A 16,442-nucleotide genomic window follows, 5' to 3' on the forward strand; every position below is an offset into this window, starting at 1 on the left:
TAAACAGGGCCATGCAAGGTGACCCGCTACGATACGAAGGCCATACTCACCTTTTCCATCGGAAAAAGCTATGAAATCATTTTTCCCTGGCGAACCGGAATCGACGATAATCAGCCCTGAAAATAGCTTTATGCGTTAATGCCTTGCCATTTATCCGGCAAGGCATCAGAGGAAAATTTGCATGTCCCATATTCATGACCGGCTTGACTGGAATCTGCTGCGCACATTTCTGGCGATTGTGCAGGAAGGGAACATCAGCCGGGCGGCCACCCGGCTGCATCTGACGCAGCCGGCGGTCAGTCTGGCGCTGAAACGTCTGGAGGAGCGGCTCGGACAAAACCTGATCGCCCGTAACGGCAACACTTTCGATCTGACCTCGGCCGGCGAACTGGTGTATCGCGAGGCGCTGGCGATTTACGGCAGCATCGCCCGGCTGTCGATGACCGTGCAGAACACGCCGCACGATCTCAGCGGCGTGGTGCGCCTGGCGTTGGTTTCCGGCGTCAACAGCGACATTCTGGATAGCGTGATATGCGAGTTCCACCATCACCATCCGCGCGTCAATTTTGATATTACCAGCGGTTCAAGCGCCGACGTGCAGCACGCCCTGCTGCATTATCAGGCCGGGCTGGGTATCTGCCTGAAAAACAAAAGCATACCGGGACTGTTGGATACGCCGTTGCTCCACCAGCGATACTTTCTCTACTGTGGGAAGCCGCATCCGCTGTTCGGGCAACCGCATCTGAATGTCAGCGATCTGCATAATGAGGATTTCGTCTCTTTCGCCAGCGAACAGTTGGACGGCGTACTGGCGCCGCTGGCGCTGTTCCGGGCGCAACAGGCGCTGGAGGGACGGATCATCGGCACCAGCGCCAGCCTCGACGAAGTGCGGCGCATGGTGCGCGCCGGGCTGGGGATCGGCGCGCTGCCTGAACATGTGGTGAATGCGGAAGTGGAGGCGGGGCATCTGTGGAAGCTGCCCCCCGACGACGGCATCGCGCGCATCACCCTGTACCTGATGTGGAATCAGGCGCCGAAACATAATCAGGCCGAAGAAGCGTTCCACCACCGTCTGCTTGAGGCGCTGCAACTGGCGGGCTATTAACTAATGCGTTAAATCAGCAACCGGGTATCGTTTTTCGGCAGCAGCGTCGCCGCCAGCAGCCTGCGGGTGTAGTCATGGCGCGGGTTGGCGAACGTCGCCGCGCACTCGCCCTGCTCCACTACCTTGCCCTGATACATCACGCACACCCGATCCGACAAGTGCTCCACCACCGCCAGATTATGGCTGATGAACACCATCGCCAGATTGAACTCCCGCTTCAGCGACAGCAGCAGGTTGATGATTTGCGCCTGCACCGAGACATCCAGCGCGCTGGTCGGCTCGTCACAGATCAGCGCCGCCGGGTTGAGTATCAGCGCTCTGGCGATCGCCACCCGCTGTCGCTGCCCGCCGGACAGCTCGCCGGGATAGGCGTGGGCCAGCCGGCGGGGAAAACCGACGCGGTCCAGCATATCCAGCACCTCGCGCCGCCACTCGCCGCCGCGCCAGTGAATACGCAACGGCTGCAACACGGTTTCATAGATGGTATAGGACGGGTTGAGCGACGAGTATGGGTCCTGAAATACCGGCTGCAACAGGCTGGCGCGCGCCAGACGCTCCATCTCGCGCACCGGTGTGCCGCGCAGCAGCACCTCGCCGCTTTCCGGCAGGTTCAGCCCCAGCATAATATTGGCCAGCGTGCTTTTACCGCAGCCGGACTCCCCCACCAGCCCAAGCGTCTCCCCGGCGTTCAGCGTCAGCGAAACGTTATCCAGCGCCTGTACCCGTCCGGCCGGCTTCATCAGCCCGCCGCCGATGCTGAACGACTGGCTGACGCCGTTGACCTGCAACAGCGGGCCGGTTTCTGTTTCACGATTCATAGCGGTTCCTCCGCGGTGCGAACGCACTCATAACGATGTTCCTCGCCGGTTTGCCGCACCGGCAGCGTCTGCTGGCATACCGGCTGCCGCCAGGCGCAGCGCCAGCGGAACGCGCAGCCGTCCATCTCGCCCAGCAGTTCCGGCACCCGCCCTTCAATCACCGGCAGATCGGAGCCGGGTTGCGTTTTACCCGGAACCGGAATGCTGGCGATCAATCCGCGCGTATAGGGGTGCATCGGCCGTTGCAGTAACTCCCCGGCCGGCGCGGATTCGACAATGCGTCCGGCATACATCACGCTGACTTTGTCCGCCATCGCCGCCACCACGCCAAAATCATGGGTGATCAGCAACAGCGCGAAATTGTGCTGCCGCGCCAGATCACGGATCAGCGCCAGAATCTGCGCCTGGATCGTCACGTCCAGCGCGGTGGTCGGTTCGTCGGCGATCAGCAGAGACGGCTTGCCCATCAGCGCCATGGCGATGATAATGCGCTGGCGCTGCCCGCCGGAAAACTGGTGCGGATACTGGCGAATGCGCTCGGCAGGCTGGGGAATGCCCACCTGCTCCAGCAGTTGCACCGCCCGCTCGCGCGCCTGTCGGCGGTCAATTTTCTCATGCCGCATCACCCCTTCGGTCATCTGTCTTTCGATGGACAGCGTCGGATTGAGCGTGGTCATCGGATCCTGAAAAATGATCGCGATATCGCGGCCGCGCAGCGCATCCAGCTCCCGCTGCGACAGCTTGTCCAGCGCTTTCCCCTGAAAGGTCATCTGCCGGGCGTTGATTTTCGCCTTACTGGTTTGCAGGCCGAGCAGCGACAGCGCGGTAATCGACTTGCCGCAGCCCGACTCGCCCACCAGACACAGCGTTTCTCCGGCCCGCAGGTCGAAATCCACCCCGCGCACCACCTTGAATTCCCCCTGTTCGGTGGGAATGGCGATGCGTAAATCGCGTACCGTCAGTATCGGTTCATTATTCATCGTTTCACCCCCGCCCCCATCACATCGCGCAGACCGTCGCCGAACAGATTGACCGCCAGCACCAGCAGGCAGAGCGCCCCGCCCGGCAGCGCAATCAGCCACGACTCGAACAAAATGTTATCGCGCCCTTCGGCGATCATCAGCCCCCAGGAGGGCGTGGGCGGCCTGACGCCCAGACCGAGAAAGGAGAGCGCGGACTCCAGCAGGATCACATTGGCCACTTCCAGCGTGGCGATAACGATAATGGTATTGCGCAGGTTCGGCAGAATTTCCCGCAGCATGATAAACACATGGGACGCGCCCACCGCCCGTGCCGCGCGCACAAACGCCTCGTTGCGCAGCGACTGGGTTCTGGCGCGGGTCACGATGGCGAACTGATCCCACACCAGCAGGCCGAGAATGGTCACCAGCGTCATGATCGACGCCCCTTTCAGCGCCACCGCCGCCAGCGCCACCAGTACGATCGGCAGCGACAGGCGCGTGGTGATCAGAAAGCTGATCAGCATATCGACGCGGCCGCCGAAATAGCCGGCCAGCACCCCCAGCGAGGTGCCGATAACCCCGGCGACCACCACCACGCCAATGCCGATACCCAGCGAGATGCGGGTGCCGTATAGCAAACGCGACAAATAGTCGCGTCCGAGCTGGTCGGTGCCGAGCCAGTGGCCGCCGCTCTCCGCCGCCTGCCAGAACGGCAGCGCCAGCCGGTTGTCGAGATCCTGGGCGATGGGATCGTAAGGCGCCAGCCACGGCGCCAGCAGCGCAATGGCGATCATCAGCAACAGGATGCCGCCGCCGATAATAATGCCGGTCTTGCGAAAACGCTTCAGACTACGGCGCGCAGGCTGGTTTTCCGCCGCCACCGGCGAAGAATCTAACTGTGACATCTCAGGACTCCCTAATCCGCGGGTCAAGCCAGGCATTAATCAAGTCGGCCAGCGTGGTCAGCACCACATAGATTAACGACAGGATCAGAATAATCCCCTGCACCACCGGTAAATCGCTGCGCAACAGCGATTCCCAGGCCAGACGCCCCAATCCGTTGAGGGCAAACACGCTTTCAATGACAATCGAACCGGACAGCAGGATGCCGAGCTGAACCGCCGCGACGGAAACCAGCGCCAGAATGGCGTTACGCATAGCGTGACGCGTCACCACGGCCCGCATACCGATCCCCTTCGAGCGCGCCGTGCGGATGTAATCGGCCTGCATCACGTCCATCATGCTGGCCCGCATCAGCCGCATCAGCGCCGGCGTCGCGTAGTAGCTCAGCACAATCACCGGCAGCAGATAGCCCTGCCAGCTATCGGCGCCGGAAATCGGCACCACGCCCAGCCAGACGCCGAAAATCACGATCAGGATCAGGCCGAGCCAGAAGCTGGGGATCGCCTGCCCGGTCACCGCAATCAGCAGCGCCAGCCTGTCGACGATGCCGCCGGGCTTCAGCGCCCCCAGCACCCCCAGCGGAATGGAAACCGCCAGCGCCAGCAGGAACGCGCTGACGCCCAGCAGCAGCGTAACCGGAATACGTTCGCCGATAATCTGGCCGACCGGCATGTTGAAGTAGTAACTGTTGCCCAGATTGCCTTGCAGTATGCCGCCAATCCAGCGCAGATACTGTTCCGGCAGCGGGCGGTCGAAACCATAAAGCTGGCGCACCAGCTCGGCGTCTCTGGCGCTGGCTCCCGATCCGGCAATGGCGATGGCCGGATCGCCGGCCAGATAGGCCAGCGCAAAACTGATTGCCGATACCGCCAGCGCGACCAGCGCGGCGACCAGCAATCTTTTTAGTGCGAATCTCAGCATCTCGATGCGCTCATTGCAGTGTGAATAGGGGTAGATGCCCGCCGGCGCGGGCAGCAAAGATTACTTCCAGCTTGACAGCCACCAGCGGGCGAACTCATCCGGCTGCGGCGTAAAATTCAAATCTTTCGACAGGCCGTAGTTGATATTGTAATTATACAGCGGTATCCAGTAGGCCTGGTCGGCGATCTTTTTCAGCGCCAGACTGTAGTTCTGCTTGCGCACGTCGCTGTCCGGCGAGCTGTCCGCCACTTTCAGCCACGCCGCCAACTCGTCATCCTTGATCATGTCGTCATCGCCGCCGCCGAAATAGTTGGACAGAATGAAGGCCACATCGCCAATACCGTAGCTGCCCCAGTTGGACATTAGCGCCGGCAACGTCCCGGCGCGCCATTTCTGCACCGCCGCCGCGAACTGGTTTTCATTCAAACGCACGCGAATGCCCACTTTGGCCAGATCGGAGGATACCGCTTCCGCCACCGGCCGCGGCATGGCGGCAAACACCATCTCCAGTTCAAAACCGTTCGGATAGCCCGCCTCTTTCAGCAAATCCCTGGCTTTTTGCGGATCGTAGCCATAGACGGCGACATCCTGCTCACAGCCGAACTGCAACGGATTACAGGCGGAGTTCAGCACCTGTGAAGACTCGCCGCCGAACACCTTGGCGATCTGCTGGCGGTTAATCGCATGCAGCATGGCTTTGCGCACCAGCGGCTGGGCGATTGGCGTGTCGCCGCCGGTGGCCAGGCTGATATAGCCGATACGCATAATCGGCGCGTTAATGATGCTTACCCGGTTCGCCAGCCGTTTGGCCTGATCGGGCGGTACGCGCCAGATCCAGTCCAGCTTGCCGGACATCAGTTCCGCGTATTGGGTATTCATCTCCGGGATGGTGCGGATCACAATATGTTTGATCGCCGGTTTCCCTTTCGGGCTGCCGGCGTAGTGGCCGTCGAAACGCTCCAGCACATAACGCACGCCCGGCGTCTGCTCAACCAGCTTATACGGCCCGGTGCCGACCGGTCGCTCCGCCATGCCCGCCGACCCTTTCTCGGCAAAATAGGCGTGCGGGTAGACGGGCAGCGCATCGGCCAGCATCTCTACCGCGCCGGCAAACGGCTTGGCCATATGAATGCGTACGGTATAGTCATCCACTTTCTCCACGCTGGCGATCCAGTCCACGGAGATTTGGAAACGGGTGCCGTACTCTGGCTTGATCACGGTATTCAGCGTGGCGATAACGTCATCGGCGCTGAAATCGGCGCCGTTATGGAATTTCACCCCTTTGCGCAGCACGAATTCGAGGGTTTTGTCATCGGTGAATCTCCAGGACTCCGCCAGCGCCGGTTTGATTTCGCCGCTGCTCAGATCCTTGTACAACAGGCCGTCATAGATGTGGCGGGCAATGATCAGCCCTTGCCGTCCGGCGATTTTGTAGGAATCCAACGGTTCGGGCTCGTCGGAAAAGGCTACGTTCAGCGTATCATCCGCTTTCCCGGCCAGCGCGGGCGCGCTGTGGAGTGCGGAAAGGGCCAGCGTGGCGCCAAGCAGTGAAGCCAGCAGCGTTTTTTTCTGCGTCATATTCGCGATCCCCATAAGGTGTTGGTAAATGTAAAAACATCAGTGTTGATGGCGGTAAATCTCGGCCAGGCTAACGCCCTGCCGCAATTTCTCGATAATCAGCGGCTCCTGCCGCTGAATGCGGATCGCCTCCTCCGCGTAGCGCGCCATCTGCTCCGCCGGCAGCGCGACAACCCCATTTTCATCCGCCAGCACCAGGTCGCCGGGGCAGACGCGGACGCCGCCGCAGGTCACCGGCCGGTTGACCGTACCGCCGGTTTTACCCCGTTTGGTGGTCAGCGGCGAACGCCCTTTGCACCAGACGGGAAAGCCGTCGACGCAAATGGCGGACAGGTCGGTGATGTAACCGTCCAGGATCACCGCGGCGATGCCCGCCTGCCGTGCGGCCGCCGTCATCACCGCCCCCCAGCAGGCGTGGCGATCGTCGTTGACGCGCTCAATCACCAATATGTCCCCCACATGCGCGGCCGCCAGCGCCAGCGGCAGGCTGTAGCCATCGTCCTCCGGCAGCGACACGGTAAGCGCCGGGCCGCAGCAGCGTACGCTGACCGGCAGCACGCACTGTATCCGGGGAGGCATAAATCCCTGATCCAGCAGGTGGCCCAGCGTGGCCGTTTCCACCTGTAACAACTGTTCAATCAGTGACGCCGTCACGTCATGCGGTAAAGACATGCGCTTCTCCTCTGTCGGCGCCGGTTCAGCGGGCAAGCTGGATCCAGGTTGATTTCGGGTCGGTATATTTATCCAGCGCGTGCACGGACTTATCGCGCCCGAAGCCCGACTGCTTGCGCCCGCCGAACGGCATGGTGATGGCGCCGTCGGCATAACAGTTAACCCATACCATGCCGCTGTTAAGGCGGCGGGCGACGCGGTGCGCCTGACTAAGATCGTCGGTCCACAGACCGGCGCCCAGGCCGTAATCGGTATCATTGGCCAACGCCAGCGCCTCATCTTCACCGCTGAAGCGGCCTACGCCCAGCACCGGGCCGAAAATTTCGCGGCGCATGGCGATATTGCCGTTGTCGCAAGCCAGAATGGTCGGGTTGAGGAACAGCCCGCCGGCCTGCGCCGGCAGCGGCGTCAGGCAGTTGGCGCCTGCGGCCAGCGCCTCGTTGATGCCGTCGAGCACCCGTTGATACTGCGCGCCATCGACCATCGCCCCCACCCTTGTTTGCGGGTCCAGCGGATCGCCCGGCAGATAGTTCCCTGCTTCATGCAATAGCTGTTCCATAAAACGGTCGTAAATCGAGTCTTCCACGTACAGCCGTGAACCGGCGATGCACACCTCGCCCTGATTGATGAAGATCGCCGCCGCCGCCACCGCCGCCGCCTGTTCCAGCCGCCGGCAGTTGGCGAATACCAAATGCGGCGATTTGCCGCCGCACTCCAGCCAGACACGCTTCAGATTGGAGTCCGCCGCGTAACGCATAAAATGCTTGCCTGTGGCGGTGGAGCCGGTAAAGGCCAGACAGTCCACCGCCATATGCAGGCCGAGCGCCCGCCCCGCCACCACACCGCGTCCGGTCACCACCTGCAAGACGCCGTCGGGTATCCCGGCCTGCCGCGCCAGCTCAGCCAGCTTTAACACGCTGAGGCTGGACTGTTCCGCCGGTTTCACAATCACGCTGTTCCCCGCCGCCAGCGCGGGCGCCAGTTTCCAGCAGGCGATCATCAGCGGAAAATTCCACGGTACCACCGCCGCCACCACCCCCACCGGTTCGCGCACCACCGTGGCCAGCACATCTTCCGGCGTCGGCAGCACTTCATCGGTGGCGGTTTCAATCGCGCCGGCATAAAAACGCAGGCAGCGAATGGATTCGGGGATATCAAACGCCATGCTGTCGCCGATGGGCTTACCCATATCCAGCGTCTCCAGCAGCGCCAGCGTTTCGCTGTTCTCTTCCATCAGCTGCGCCAGCCGCTCCAGCGTTTTACGCCGCTCGGCGGGCGACGCGCGCGACCAGACGCCGCTGTCGAACGCCTGGCGCGCATGGCGCACCGCGCGATCCACATCGGCCTCGCCGCAATCGGCGATGTCCGTCAGCTTGTCGCCGGTCGCCGGATTAATGCTGGGCAGCACCGCGCCGTTTTCCGCGTCGGTATAGCCCCCGCCGATCCAGGCGCGCCCTTCGTAAGTCAGTTCCGCCGCGGCCTGCCGCCAGTACGCCAGAGAATAGTCGCTCATGCCTCTTCCCCCTGTTTCACCATAGCCTGTTGTTGTATCTCACTGAGCAGCACGCCGGGCGCGATGCCGTTGCCGTCATAACGCAGTTCGACGATCGCCGGACGCCGTTTCTGCGCGGCAAAGCGCAGCGCCTCACGGAACGCCGCCTCGAACGCGTCGGTATCCTCAACCACTATGCCCAGTCCGTCATAGGCTTCCGCCAGCCGGGCGAACGCCGGATTAGTAAAGCGTAGCGCCACTTCGCGGCCGGGGAAGTGATGCTCCTGATGGGCGCGGATGGTGCCCCACATACCGTTGTTAAACACCAGCACCACCACGCCAAGCTGATATTGCAGCGCCACGCCCAGCTCCTGCATGTTCATCTGAAAACAGCCGTCGCCGGCAAAGCAGACCGCCGGACTGTCCGGGTTCTGCAGCTTGTAAGAGATGGCCGCCGGCAGCCCGTAGCCCATCGCGCCCACCGTCGGTGCCAGCGAACTGCCCAGCCCGGCGAAGGGGACGTAACGGTGCGGGTACAGCGCATAGTTGCCGGCGCCGACGGTGATGCAGCCCTGACCGTCCAGCACCGCGCCGACGATGTTCGCCACCCGGTCAAGACTCAGCGCCCCCGGCGACGGCAGCGGATTGAGGGTCGCCAGATAGGCGTCGCGGGCCTGAGCGCGCAGTTGCTTCCAGACCGGCTCGGCCGCCGGAGACAGCCCTTGCAACGCGGCGGCAAAGGCGTTGACGCTGGCATTGATGGCCAGCGCCGGCCGGTAAACGTGCCCCAGTTCTTCAGGATCGGGATAAATATGAACCAGCGTCTGCCGCGGCGTCGGCGAGGCGATCCAGCTATAGCCTTCGCTGGTGGCTTCGCCGATGCGCGTACCGACGGCAACGATCAGATCGCTGTCGCGCAGTTGCCGGCGCAGGGCGTCGTGCATGGCGTAACCCACATGGCCGACAAACTGATCGTCGCGCTGGTCGTAGCACTCCAGACGCCGCCAGGCCACCCCGACCGGTAGATCAAAACGGCGGGCGAACTGCTGCAACTGCTGCTGCGCCTGCGCGCTCCAGCCGCTGCCGCCCACCAGCAGGAAAGGACGCCGCGCCTGTTTCAACCGCGCTTCCAGCTCCGCCATCTGCTCGGCGCCGGGATAGCTCTCCAGCCGCGGCCGGGCCGCCACGATGGCGGCGTCCGATTCCCCCCACAGCACGTCTTCCGGCAGCGCCAGCACCACCGGCCCCGGACGGCCGCTGGTGGCCACCGCCCAGGCGCGCGCCACATATTCAGGAATGCGCTCGGTACGGTCGATCTGCGCCACCCATTTCGCCATCTGGCCGAACATGCGGCGGTAGTCGACCTCCTGAAACGCTTCGCGTTCGATAAAATCGTTCCCCACCTGTCCCACGAACAGGATCATCGGCGTTGAATCCTGATAGGCGGTATGCACGCCGATCGAGGCGTTGGTGGCGCCCGGCCCGCGCGTCACCATACAAATACCCGGCTCGCCGGTCATTTTTCCATAGGCTTCCGCCATATAAGCCGCGCCGCCTTCCTGGCGGCAAACCACCGACTGGATGCCGTCGGTATGTTCGTTGAACGCGTCAATGCAGGGAAGAAAACTCTCGCCCGGCACCAGAAATATGCGTTTAGCGCCCTGTTCACGCAGTTGTTCCAACAGGATCTGACCGCCATTACGGGAAACTTGAGAGGGGTTCTGCATTTATTTACTCCAGGGTGTTAAATAATCTTTGTTATGGTCCGTACGGATATTCAGCGACTGCCAATAGCGCACCTGTTCAGGCGCAATGGCGCAACGTGAGCGATAGCCTGCGCGCAGGGACTGTTCGCAATCATCGGCAAAGCCGTCTTCGCCGATATTTTTCGGCCAGGGGCCGTCGATCGCCTCCGCGCCGTGGCGCCGGCAGCGCTCGATAAACTGACGGCGCAGCGGCAATAAATGCGCCATGCGGCGCGGATCGTCGGCAATGCCCATATCCAGCGATAAATCGCCGCTGCCCAACAGCGCGGCCCTGACCCGCCCGGTCGCCGTCAAAACCGCCTCAAGGCGCGCCAATCCCTCACGGCTTTCAATGGTCGGCACGATGGCGCCGTCGGTTAAGCCGTGGCGCGTCATCAGTTCATCCAGTTCAATCAACTGCCGCGCGTCCTCAATCTGCGGCAGGAACACCGCGTCCGGCGCGGCGGCGGCAATCGCCGCCAGCTGCGTCTCTCCGCCCTGCGCCAGGCGATCCAGCCGGATGGCGCAGCCGATGGCGCGGCGGCGGCACATCTCCGCCGTCTCGGCAAACAGCCGGCAGGCCGCGTCTTTTTCGCCCGGCGGGGTAAACTCTTCCAGATCCACCACCAGCACGCCCGGCTGCGTATCAATGGCCTGCGCCAGCGTCGCCCTGTCGTGTCCGGCGACGAATAGCCAGCTTACCGCTTTGCTTCTCGCTTGTTGGTTCATCGGTTAGTCCATCCGCGAAGGGAGATACAGCACCAGCTCGGGAATAAACACCAGCAGCAGCAATACCACCAGCATGGCAAACAGCATCACCAGCAGGGGCTTAAAGGTTTCGGTGACCGTGATGCCGGATACGCGGCAAGCGGCCATCAGATCGATGCCCAGCGGCGGGGTATTCGCGCCAATCGCCATATTGACGGTGAGCAGGATGCCGAAGTGAACCGGATCGATGCCGTACTGCTGTAACAGAGGCATGACTATCGGCGTGACGATAATGATGATGGCGATGGTTTCCATAAAGGTTCCCAAAACCAGCAGCAAGCTCATCAGCATCAGCAACACGGTATATTTGCTATCGGTGATATTGCCGATTAGCGAGGCTATCGCCTGGGGAACCTGTTCATAGCTCAGTCCCCAGCCAAACAACCCCGCCGCGGCGATGATGGTTAAAATCGCGGCGCTGATTTCCGCCGTTTCCCGCAGCGAAAGCCAGATTTCCCGCCATGAAATACAGCGGTAAAAGAAAACCCCCAGCACCAGGGCATAGGCAATGGCGGATATCGCCGCCTCGGTGGCGGTGAATACCCCCATGCGGATACCGCCGATGATCAGTACCGGCACCATCAGGGCCGGCAGCGCATCGAGCCAGGCGCGGATTTTTTCCCTGCCGGAGTAGCGGCGGCCGCCGGCCCAGTTATGTTTGCGCGACAGATAGAGCGCGGCGACGACCAGCGCGGCGGCCAGCATCAGACCGGGGATCACCCCGCCCATAAACAGTTTGCCGATGGAGGTATTGGAAGTGGTGCCGTAGACGATCATCACGATACTGGGCGGCAACACCGTGGCAATAGAGCTTGACGTGCCGATCAGCGCGCTGCTGAAGCCCGGCGCGTAGCCTTCTTTGCGCATCGCGGGCAGCAACATGCCGCCAACCGCCACCACGTCGGCGACGCCCGACCCGGACAGCGAACCGAACAGCATGCAGGCCAATACCGCGACCACAGCCAGACCGCCGCGAATATCGCCGACGCTGGCCATGCACAATTTAACGATACGGGTCGTCAACCCGGCATGGTTCATTAGCTGCGCCGCCAGAATAAACATCGGGATGGCCAGCAACGTGAAGCTCTGCATACCCGCCACATACTGCTGAGCCGCCACCATCAACGGCGCGCCGTCGAAGATCAGCAGGTAGCTCATCGCCGCCACCAGTAATCCGAAGGCGACCGGCATATCCAGCAGCAACATCAGGGCGAACATGCCAATCAATACCCAGGCGCCATCACTCATGACGCCCCCTTGTTCTGAAAAGCTGGCCGAGATTAATCAGCACGACGGCAAGGCAACTCAGCGGTACGCTGCCATACACCACCCCGACCGGCCATTGCAGCGCGGTGGTTTTTTGCTCCATCGTCAGCACGGTTAAATCCCAGCCGGCTTTCGCCAGCAGCAGCATGAATACCACCAGCACAACCTGCATAAGCTGGTGAACGGCGTGCTGCCGATTGCGGTTACGCAGCCACAGCCCCAGCAGCCCCGCATTGAGATGACTGCGGCGCTGGCTGCAATAGGCCATCCCCAGCATGGTGGCCCACACCAGTACGATTTCCGGCAGTTCCTCCGCCCATTGCGGCGTGCTGCCCCAGAACCAACGCATGCAGATCGCCCAGCCCATCAATATTGCCAGCGACGCGATGCCGATGGCCGCGACAACGATAAACAAGCTTGAGATACGGTTGATCATCACCCCTCCCGCATCACTGCGCGCTGTAACGTTTGACTTCATCGATCAATTCCGGCCCGAATACCTGTTGATAGGTTTGCCAGACGCTCTGTACGCGCGCGGCGAAAGGTTTGGGATCAACCTCATTAATCTGCATGCCTTTCTCTTGCAGTTTGCCGATCAGATCCTTGTCGTCCTGCCGGGTCATCCGCCGCTGCTCATCGCGCCACTTATCGGCCAGCGCCTGCAACGTGGCCTGATCCTGCGGAGAAATCCGTTTCCAACTGGATTCAGACATCACCAAACAGGCGGGCGCCCACACATGGCCGGTCAGGGAAAGGTATTTCTGCACTTCAAACAGTGATGAGGAATCGATAATGGAGAGCGGGTTTTCCTGTGCGTCGAACACCCGCTGTTGCAATGCTGAGTAAAGCTCGCCAAACGCCAGCGGGGCGGGGCTGGCGCCCAGCGCGGTAAAACTGTCCAGACGCATCTTATCCGGCGTGACGCGAATCTTCAGGCCCGCCAAATCGTCAGGACCCGCGATCGGAGCACGGTTATTGGTGACGTGGCGATAACCGTTTTCCCACCAGGACAGGATTTTTAAACGGTATTTTTCAGCCAGCGTTTCCAGTTTATTGCCTAATTCGCCATCATAGGCCGCATAGGCCGCCTGACGATTCGGCCAGGAATAAGGCAGTTCGACAATGCCGAATTTGGCATCAATAGGCTGAAGCGAACCACAGCCAATTATTCCGGCTTGCAGACTGCCTATTTGTAAACCTTCGACCAGGTTTTTTTCATTTCCTAATTGCCCGTTAGGAAAAAGTTTTATGCTTACCCGGCCGTCGGTTTGCTTTTGCACATCGTCGGCAAAACCGGAAGCGGCGATATTCCAGTTATGGCTGGTCGGTAAAACATGTCCCAGTTTTAATTCAATGGCATTGGCATGCCACGAAAATAATAATGCGGATGCAATTAACGCGGCTACTTTATGATTACTTTTCATATCACCCCCGGTATCAATTTATTTTTAATTCATTGACAGAGTCTTCCCGCAAGGAAAATTAGTCAATTTTAACGATTTAATAGCGCGTATAATTCCCATTTATATAAAAACAAGGTTAATTTCCCCATTGCAATGCATTAATTCAACACCCCCCCCAATAATGTGCAACGATTGCACCAATAAATATCTTTGCGATAAGTTAATTGAATATTTTATTGCACCATAATAGAACAACCCGTTTTGGATATTAGCCAGGCTAATTAGAATAGAGAAAAAAATGTTTACTCCGGAGAGTAAACACGGACGCGTATTTCTTTTTTTACTTACTGCGGATAGACGAGTTGCGGGACAAAATGATTACGCCGCGCGCAGCAGCACGGCATTAAGCAGGACATCACACCCTTTGGTCACATCATCCGGTAATGCGGCTTCGCTCTCGTTATGGCTGATGCCGCCGACGCAGGGAATGAAAATCATGGTGGTCGGGCAATGTTTGGCGATATTGATCGCATCATGTCCGGCGCCGCTGATAATCTCGCGCCAGGCGTAGCCCAACTCCTGCACCGCGCTACGCACGGTAGCGACGCACCGATCGTCAAAATGCGTGGCGGGGCTTAGCCAGTGCCGTTCAATATGGAGCGTCAATCCCCGTGCCGCGGCAATATCGGTTAACTGCCGGCGCACGCTGGTTTCCATCGCCGCCAGACCTCGATCGTCGGGATTGCGCAAATCCAGAGTAAATTTCACCCGGCTGGGAATGGTATTACGCGACGATCCAGGGATCTCCACCTGGCCGATGGTGAACAGCCCGCCAGGAAAGTCTTTGCTCAGCGACGACTCCAGCGACATCAGCATTTCCCCCACGCCGAACAGCGGGTCAAACCGGGATTTCATCGGCGTGGTGCCGGCATGGGCGGAAACGCCGACCACATCGATATCCAACCAGCAGATCCCCTGTCCGCCGGTCACCACGCCGATGGGAATGCCCTCCTCTTCCAGCACCGGTCCCTGTTCGATATGCGCCTCGTAGTAGGCATCGAACGGGCGGGCCAACGCCGTATTCCCGGCATGGCCGATATCGGCGAGCGACTGACGAATGCTGACCCCGTCGCGGTCGGCGATATCCAACGCTTTTTCCAGCGCCAGCGCCCCGGTAAACACCGCCGACCCCAGCATCGCCGGCGTAAATCTCGCCCCTTCTTCGTTGGTCCAGACGGCAATCTCCAGCGGCTGTTCGGTGATAATCTGCTTGTCGTTCAGGGTTCGAATCACCTCCAGCCCCGCCAGTACGCCGTAAATCCCGTCAAACCGGCCGCCCTTGGGTTGCGTGTCCAGATGGCTGCCCATCACTATCGGATTGACCTGCGGATTTTTCCCTTCGCGCCGGGCAAAAAGATTGCCGATGGGGTCAAAATAAATACTCATGCCGGCATCGCGGCACCATTGAATAAATAATTTCCGCCCCAGCTTATCTTCTTTCGTCAACGCCAGACGCGTATTCCCGCCCGCGTCCGTCGCGCCGATTTTCGCCATCTCCATCAGGCTGTTCCACAGACGCTCGCCATTCGCTTGCAACATTCCCGGCTCCTTAACCCCGTTATTATTCATCAATATTATTTTTCAATAATAAAAAATATTCGCCATTTACTTTTTATTTTATCTCTTTCTGACGCTGCCGGTGTCAATCAATTATTTTTAATAGCCGACATTAATATTATTAATAGCCTTATTTCATAAATACTCCCTATAGAAAACCGCGTATTTAAATAACTGTTCAGAATAGTAGTGAAATACTGATATCAGCATTAAACTCAACAAGCAATGCTAACCGTTTAAGTATCACTCTGATTAACCTCTTTTTTATCAAGAAAAATTTCGGCAATCATACATCTGGCGCCGCCGCCGCCCAATGTTTCAATGATGCCTATCGGGGCGCGGACGATTTTGGCGTAATCGGCGAGCAACGCTTTTTGCTCCGCCGAAAACGCATCCCATGCCTGGGTAGACATGGCGAAAACCGGAACACCCCCGACGGATTTCAGCTCAAGCATATTCGCGCAGAACGATTTCATCTGCTCATGCGTAATCGCGATAATCGTCTTACCCGACGCCGTTAAAGACGCTTTGACCTGTTGCGCTTCATGGTTATCCGTTATGGCATCCAGACAGACGACCGCATATTTCTTACCGACGCTCATCATCACATTGGTATGATAAATAGGCTGATTGCACTGATCGTAAGCATGAAACCAAACCGCTTGATATCCGGTTATTTTTTGCAGTTCAGCCATCACTTCGGGGGAGCTGCGGGAGGAATGGCAAACGTAGGCAATCCGCTTTTCATGATCGCAAACCAAAGACCCGGTTCCTTCCAGGAATTTATTCTGTTTTTCAAAATGCGAAATATCATAAAACTGCTTTACGTCGAAACGCCCGGCAAGGTTATCGATGATATCCTTGCGGCGTTCTCTGCGGCGGTTTTCCGCCTCCATCGGGTAGATAATCACCCGGCCCTGACTATCCAGGGTGATCCAGTTATTCGGGAAAATGGAATCGGGCGTGTCATTGGCTTCATCATCTTCAAAAACAATCACGTTCACGCCGACCGCTTTTAATTCATCCACATAGCTATCGAATGCGGCAAGCGCCCGCTGCTGGATATTGTCTGAAACATAATCGGTTTTTTGAAAATAATTGCTCAGGGCGGTCTCTTCATTCACTTTAAATAAAGAAGGACGCACCATAAAAACAGTATCTGTGGTTTGCATTTTTCACCTGAAAAAAACAC

15 protein-coding genes are annotated in these 16,442 nt (G+C 59.3%); 1 reads left to right on the forward strand and 14 read right to left on the reverse strand.

The features are described from left to right. The first annotated feature begins 181 nt into the window (after positions 1-181). On the forward strand, positions 182-1,105 hold the full coding sequence (locus EH206_RS11860) for a LysR family transcriptional regulator (RefSeq protein ID WP_009113003.1): 924 nt from the start codon (positions 182-184) through the stop codon (positions 1,103-1,105). 8 nt (positions 1,106-1,113) lie between these two features. Here the strand turns inward: EH206_RS11860 and EH206_RS11865 are convergent, their stop codons facing one another. The 14 genes from EH206_RS11865 to ctlX all read right to left on the reverse strand — a co-directional run bounded on the left by EH206_RS11865 (position 1,114) and on the right by ctlX (position 16,422). After that, positions 1,114-1,923, reverse strand: coding sequence for an ATP-binding cassette domain-containing protein (locus EH206_RS11865; protein ID WP_009113004.1), 810 nt, complete (start codon positions 1,921-1,923; stop codon positions 1,114-1,116). Continuing rightward, on the reverse strand, positions 1,920-2,903 hold the full coding sequence (locus EH206_RS11870; RefSeq protein WP_009113005.1) for an ABC transporter ATP-binding protein: 984 nt from the start codon (positions 2,901-2,903) through the stop codon (positions 1,920-1,922). Before EH206_RS11870 ends, EH206_RS11865 begins: the two co-directional genes overlap by 4 nt. Continuing rightward, entirely contained in the window at positions 2,900-3,790 is an 891-nt protein-coding gene (locus EH206_RS11875) for an ABC transporter permease (RefSeq protein WP_009113006.1), read from the reverse strand. The genes EH206_RS11870 and EH206_RS11875 overlap by 4 nt, the downstream gene beginning before the upstream one ends. A 1-nt stretch (position 3,791) precedes the next feature. Continuing rightward, positions 3,792-4,709 (reverse strand): ABC transporter permease, encoded by a 918-nt coding sequence (locus tag EH206_RS11880; protein ID WP_040343898.1) that lies wholly within the window; start codon positions 4,707-4,709, stop codon positions 3,792-3,794. A 60-nt stretch (positions 4,710-4,769) separates the two neighbouring features. Beyond that, positions 4,770-6,287: an ABC transporter substrate-binding protein gene (locus tag EH206_RS11885; protein WP_009113008.1), complete on the reverse strand. Its 1,518-nt coding sequence runs from the start codon at positions 6,285-6,287 to the stop codon at positions 4,770-4,772. A gap of 39 nt (positions 6,288-6,326) precedes the next feature. Next, entirely contained in the window at positions 6,327-6,959 is a 633-nt protein-coding gene (locus EH206_RS11890) for an RraA family protein (protein ID WP_009113009.1), read from the reverse strand. A 25-nt stretch (positions 6,960-6,984) separates the two neighbouring features. Next, entirely contained in the window at positions 6,985-8,472 is a 1,488-nt protein-coding gene (locus EH206_RS11895) for an aldehyde dehydrogenase (protein ID WP_009113010.1), read from the reverse strand. Next, positions 8,469-10,178, reverse strand: a complete 1,710-nt coding sequence (locus EH206_RS11900) for a thiamine pyrophosphate-binding protein (RefSeq protein WP_009113011.1) — start codon at positions 10,176-10,178, stop codon at positions 8,469-8,471. The genes EH206_RS11895 and EH206_RS11900 overlap by 4 nt, the downstream gene beginning before the upstream one ends. Continuing rightward, positions 10,179-10,925, reverse strand: coding sequence for an aldolase/citrate lyase family protein (locus EH206_RS11905; protein ID WP_009113012.1), 747 nt, complete (start codon positions 10,923-10,925; stop codon positions 10,179-10,181). A gap of 3 nt (positions 10,926-10,928) precedes the next feature. Continuing rightward, complete coding sequence (locus tag EH206_RS11910; RefSeq protein WP_009113013.1) at positions 10,929-12,212, reverse strand: TRAP transporter large permease; 1,284 nt, start codon at positions 12,210-12,212, stop codon at positions 10,929-10,931. Beyond that, positions 12,205-12,708: a TRAP transporter small permease gene (locus tag EH206_RS11915; protein WP_198008294.1), complete on the reverse strand. Its 504-nt coding sequence runs from the start codon at positions 12,706-12,708 to the stop codon at positions 12,205-12,207. Before EH206_RS11915 ends, EH206_RS11910 begins: the two co-directional genes overlap by 8 nt. Continuing rightward, positions 12,680-13,654, reverse strand: coding sequence for a TRAP transporter substrate-binding protein (locus EH206_RS11920; protein WP_009113015.1), 975 nt, complete (start codon positions 13,652-13,654; stop codon positions 12,680-12,682). The genes EH206_RS11915 and EH206_RS11920 overlap by 29 nt, the downstream gene beginning before the upstream one ends. Positions 13,655-14,011: 357 nt before the next feature. Next, complete coding sequence (locus EH206_RS11925; protein ID WP_009113016.1) at positions 14,012-15,232, reverse strand: Zn-dependent hydrolase; 1,221 nt, start codon at positions 15,230-15,232, stop codon at positions 14,012-14,014. 254 nt (positions 15,233-15,486) lie between these two features. Further along, positions 15,487-16,422, reverse strand: coding sequence for a citrulline utilization hydrolase CtlX (gene ctlX / locus EH206_RS11930; RefSeq protein WP_009113017.1), 936 nt, complete (start codon positions 16,420-16,422; stop codon positions 15,487-15,489). Positions 16,423-16,442 lie beyond the last annotated feature (20 nt).

Origin of the sequence: Brenneria nigrifluens DSM 30175 = ATCC 13028 (assembly GCF_005484965.1) — a bacterium.
Lineage (GTDB): Bacteria > Pseudomonadota > Gammaproteobacteria > Enterobacterales > Enterobacteriaceae > Brenneria > Brenneria nigrifluens.

What these genes read in the sequence shown, in the direction of transcription:
- EH206_RS11860 (WP_009113003.1), top strand. Translation starts at nt 182, where the DNA reads ATGTCCCATATTCATGACCGGCTTGACTGGAATCTGCTGCGCACATTT.
- EH206_RS11865 (WP_009113004.1), bottom strand. Translation starts at nt 1,923, where the DNA reads ATGAATCGTGAAACAGAAACCGGCCCGCTGTTGCAGGTCAACGGCGTC.
- EH206_RS11870 (WP_009113005.1), bottom strand. Translation starts at nt 2,903, where the DNA reads ATGAATAATGAACCGATACTGACGGTACGCGATTTACGCATCGCCATT.
- EH206_RS11875 (WP_009113006.1), bottom strand. Translation starts at nt 3,790, where the DNA reads ATGTCACAGTTAGATTCTTCGCCGGTGGCGGCGGAAAACCAGCCTGCG.
- EH206_RS11880 (WP_040343898.1), bottom strand. Translation starts at nt 4,709, where the DNA reads ATGCTGAGATTCGCACTAAAAAGATTGCTGGTCGCCGCGCTGGTCGCG.
- EH206_RS11885 (WP_009113008.1), bottom strand. Translation starts at nt 6,287, where the DNA reads ATGACGCAGAAAAAAACGCTGCTGGCTTCACTGCTTGGCGCCACGCTG.
- EH206_RS11890 (WP_009113009.1), bottom strand. Translation starts at nt 6,959, where the DNA reads ATGTCTTTACCGCATGACGTGACGGCGTCACTGATTGAACAGTTGTTA.
- EH206_RS11895 (WP_009113010.1), bottom strand. Translation starts at nt 8,472, where the DNA reads ATGAGCGACTATTCTCTGGCGTACTGGCGGCAGGCCGCGGCGGAACTG.
- EH206_RS11900 (WP_009113011.1), bottom strand. Translation starts at nt 10,178, where the DNA reads ATGCAGAACCCCTCTCAAGTTTCCCGTAATGGCGGTCAGATCCTGTTG.
- EH206_RS11905 (WP_009113012.1), bottom strand. Translation starts at nt 10,925, where the DNA reads ATGAACCAACAAGCGAGAAGCAAAGCGGTAAGCTGGCTATTCGTCGCC.
- EH206_RS11910 (WP_009113013.1), bottom strand. Translation starts at nt 12,212, where the DNA reads ATGAGTGATGGCGCCTGGGTATTGATTGGCATGTTCGCCCTGATGTTG.
- EH206_RS11915 (WP_198008294.1), bottom strand. Translation starts at nt 12,708, where the DNA reads ATGAAGTCAAACGTTACAGCGCGCAGTGATGCGGGAGGGGTGATGATC.
- EH206_RS11920 (WP_009113015.1), bottom strand. Translation starts at nt 13,654, where the DNA reads ATGAAAAGTAATCATAAAGTAGCCGCGTTAATTGCATCCGCATTATTA.
- EH206_RS11925 (WP_009113016.1), bottom strand. Translation starts at nt 15,232, where the DNA reads ATGTTGCAAGCGAATGGCGAGCGTCTGTGGAACAGCCTGATGGAGATG.
- ctlX (WP_009113017.1), bottom strand. Translation starts at nt 16,422, where the DNA reads ATGCAAACCACAGATACTGTTTTTATGGTGCGTCCTTCTTTATTTAAA.